Below are 3,618 nucleotides of genomic sequence, written 5' to 3'. Positions count from 1 at the left end.
GTCGAGCGCCCGATAGACGGTCATTCGTGAGACCTTCAGGTCGCGGGCAACGCGGGCCTTGCTGGCGCCGGCGGCAAGGCGACGGCGGATTTCATCGTCATCGACGTTCTTCTTCCGGCCTTTGTAAACGCCTTCGGCGCGCGCCGCTTCGATCCCGGCGCGCTGACGATCCTTGATGAACTTCAGCTCCATATCGGCGACCATGCCGAGTATGGTGATGACCATTCGCCCCATGTCGCCCGCCGTCGTCACCTCTGGCTCAAGGATGCGCAGCGAAGCTCCCTTTTCATCAAGCTCATGCACCAGGTTCAGGACATCGCGCGTGGAGCGGCCGAGCCGGTCGAGCCGCAGCACGACCAGCTCGTCGCCGGTGTGCATAAACTGCATGATCGTTTCCAGTTCCGTGCGCCCGCTCCGCGAGGCCCCCGATCCGGTCTCGGAACGGATAATTTCGCAACCTGCATTCTTGAGGCGGCCAATCTGGATATCCAGATCCTGGTCCGTGGTGCTGACGCGGGCATATCCGATACGAGCCAAGTGCAAAATCCGTCACATTAGGGTGGCTCTTGCAGTGTATCGTCACATTGAGCGCAAACCCACCCTTTTGTGACAGACGAATGGTGTCACTCGGCCCTATCACTCTGGGGTGTACCCAAATGTTATAGGCCGATCAGCCGCCTCACGCTGCAAGCCGTCCAAAATCAATCCGGTCGTTCAGGTCGAGGTCGAAGCGGCCATAAGGGTTCACATGACTGTAGATCAACGGCGTGAGACCACGATAATCTTCCGGCGTCATCCGCCCCGCCCACTTCGGCTCAACCAGTACGGTCTGAAGCATGCGGGTGTTCACATACACCAGCGACGCTTGCAGGAGGTGTAGCGCCAGAACGGAGATTTCCTGCTCATGGATGCGGTTGGTGGCGATCTCGCCGCCCTTGCCGAAGAACACGAAACCATTAGCGCCGTTCCAGTTCTCAACCACATTCAGCCCTTCGTGGATCTCGCGGCGGAATGCCTCCTGACGCAAATACCGGCATAGGAAGATTGTTTTGACCGCGCGGCCGAGTTCACTCAGCGCCTTGTAGGTCGGGTGCATCACTTCGGCTCTGGCAAACCGGAGCAGGATCGCTTCCGGATCGGCGGTGCGCGATTGCATGGCAGCGGCATATTTGACCATTTCGTCATATTGTTGCTCGATCTCGTCCCAGTCGATCGGGCTGGAGAGGATCGGCAGTAAATTGGAAAGCCGCGTGCGCATGCCGGCTTGGGGAAGGGCCAGTTTCTGGCGTGCCACTGCTTTCAGCCGCGGGGCAAGCTCAAATCCAAGGAGTCGGCAGAACGCAAAGCCGACTGCGCTCTGGCCGTGGCTATCGACGTACTGGCGCTGGATTTCCATGTCGGTGCAATGGCGTAGCACGCCTTCGATCATGGAGGCGACCTCCGAGGAAGAGCACCGCTTGAGCTGGGAATAAACGCAGGTCGCGCGCTTCTCCACATGCCAGTAGATCATGACGCCACGGCCGCCATAGCGGGCGTGCCATTCCGTCATCAGGTTGCGGTCCCACGCGCCGAACTTCGTTGAATCGGACGCGCATGCCGTGCCCGCATCTCCCCATACTGCGGCATTGCGGATTGCCAGTGTCGCGTTTGCTACCCGCGCGCACGCCTCCCTCAGCGCTGGCGCGTGGATGAAACGGCGATGGACATGCAGCAATTCCTCGTAACTGACATCGGGTGTTGCGCCAGCGACCCGCTTGAGCCCGGCGTTCGTGCCCAAGCCATAGAGACACAGCAAAAGACGCTGAGCCAAGGCTGCTTTCGACAGGGTAACCCGCGAGGCCGACGTTTCGAAAGCATCCATCAATCCCGTGTCCAGAGCAGCCTCTTTCAACACGTCCAGCAGTCCGGTCATCGGCCAGCGCTGACCGATCTCGCTTTTGATCGAAGCGAGACCCTTCGGTTCGGGCAAGGGCTTGAACGGTGTAATCGATATCCGGTTGTCGCCGCGCCACAGGAGCCGGACCTTGTCGTTTTGTGGAATATTGGCATTGAGGAGCAACAGTTCCCGTTCAAGCTCCTCCCGGATCGAGGCGCAAAACGCCTGCGCATCTGGCGTCAGGCTGAGGCCGGAATAGTACGCATCTCGCCTGATCTCGAAGTCCTTGGGAAGATCGTCATCGGGATTGCGATAGCGATCCGCCCCGACCACCCAGATTTCTTTGGAGCGGATGCGGTCGCGCAGTTGCGTCAGGACGCAAAGCTCATAGCTGATCCGGTTTACCCGCCCATCGTCATCAATGACGGAACTGCGCCATCGCGCTGGAATCACCTCATCGATCGGAACATCCTGCAATGGCACGAAGCGGCATCCGCCATCCACCTTGCTCCTGATCCAGTCGAGGGCCGCCAGGACCGGCCGCCACACCGCGTTGTTCGACCGGAACTCAAGTACGGAAAGCAGGCTTGGCAGCATGCGCCGGTAATGATTGGCCCAGGAACCACGCATCACCTTGTAGATGCGCCGGTCCAGAGCGCCCTTCGCATGGCTCTCCTTGACGATCGCCGCCAGCTTGGCCTTACCGGCGATCGGGAAAATGACATCGCAGATGCGCCCCGATGGTTCATTGATCGAGGCGCTGGCGATCTCGACCAGCAGGCGCTCCTTTCCATAGACCCGCTCGATGTCTTTCGCGATATCGCCCACCACCTTGCGTTTCGAGCGCGTTCCGATCTTGTGAACGGTTTCGATCAGCAGGTCGATCATCGCGTCAGTGAGTTGCGCCTCCCGCGACATTAGATAAATCGCATAAAGGCCGAGCTGTCGCGCCGGCGCATGCCGGCGCATCTCCGAGGCCTTTTCACCGGCAACGCGGCGAACAATCTGATCGACCCATGGCTTGCCCGTAGCCGTCAGGAGATCATGGGGAAGATCAAGTCTCTGGATAAAGGCGAGTTTCTCGGTCACGTCGAGAATGTTGTCGAGCGTTGCCTGTCCGGCGTCACCCTTCATCCTGTTGAATCCGGTCGAGCTGTCCGGATCGGCAAGCGAGGCTTCCAATAACGCCACCGCATCTGACGAAAGCCGATCACTGGCTCCGATCAGCCAGGTGTCCAGATAATCTTGCCGTTGTGAGCGAACGACACGTTCAAGCTCCTTGCGCGACGGCCCATAAATACGCCGGTCCCGGCACCACAGGAAAACATGCTCAAGCATGGCATTGATCGACTGGCCGCCCGGGCACAGCTCGCCAGCAATCCATTCCGTCAATTGCGCGCGATCCACCCGCTTCATGCGGTGATATCCAAGATGGATCAGGATCTCCGCACAATGCCGTCGTGCTGTCCGACTGGAAAAGTCATAACCGGCTATCTCGCCAGCCTCGACACCGAGTTGCTCGGCCAGATACGAGAGGCCATCGGTAGGGATTGAGCCGGGATCGATCGCGAAAAACCCCAGGGAAGCGAAGAATTTCAGCTGTGCGGCGAGGCCAAGGCGCGTCAGGGCCGGCTTCGAATTTACAAAATCAATATCGGCAAAGCTCAGGCTCCATCGTCCGATCAAATCCCCGCCCGGAATACTCCGATCCATCAACCCACTCCCTATGATGGAGCGAACTG

General features: G+C 59.3%; 2 protein-coding genes. Both read right to left on the bottom strand.

Features of this window, described 5'->3' with window-relative positions; translation table 11 throughout:
* Positions 1–537: recombinase family protein (locus CV103_RS12925; RefSeq protein WP_146163429.1), on the bottom strand; the 537-nt coding region annotated here is incomplete at its 3' end.
* A 142-nt stretch (positions 538–679) separates the two neighbouring features.
* Positions 680–3,589 carry a Tn3 family transposase gene (locus CV103_RS12920; protein ID WP_021224283.1) on the bottom strand — a complete coding sequence of 970 codons (2,910 nt, stop codon included), beginning with the start codon at positions 3,587–3,589 and terminating at the stop codon, positions 680–682.
* Positions 3,590–3,618 lie beyond the last annotated feature (29 nt).

This window comes from Edaphosphingomonas fennica (assembly GCF_003034225.1).
GTDB classification, from domain to species: domain Bacteria; phylum Pseudomonadota; class Alphaproteobacteria; order Sphingomonadales; family Sphingomonadaceae; genus Sphingomonas_E; species Sphingomonas_E fennica.
Note: the sequence above shows the minus strand (reverse complement) of the source record. Positions and strands in the feature narration are given on the sequence as shown.

Bases quoted from the DNA above. Each gene is read 5' to 3' on its own strand.
- CV103_RS12920 (WP_021224283.1), bottom strand. From the start codon at position 3,589: ATGGATCGGAGTATTCCGGGCGGGGATTTGATCGGACGATGGAGCCTG.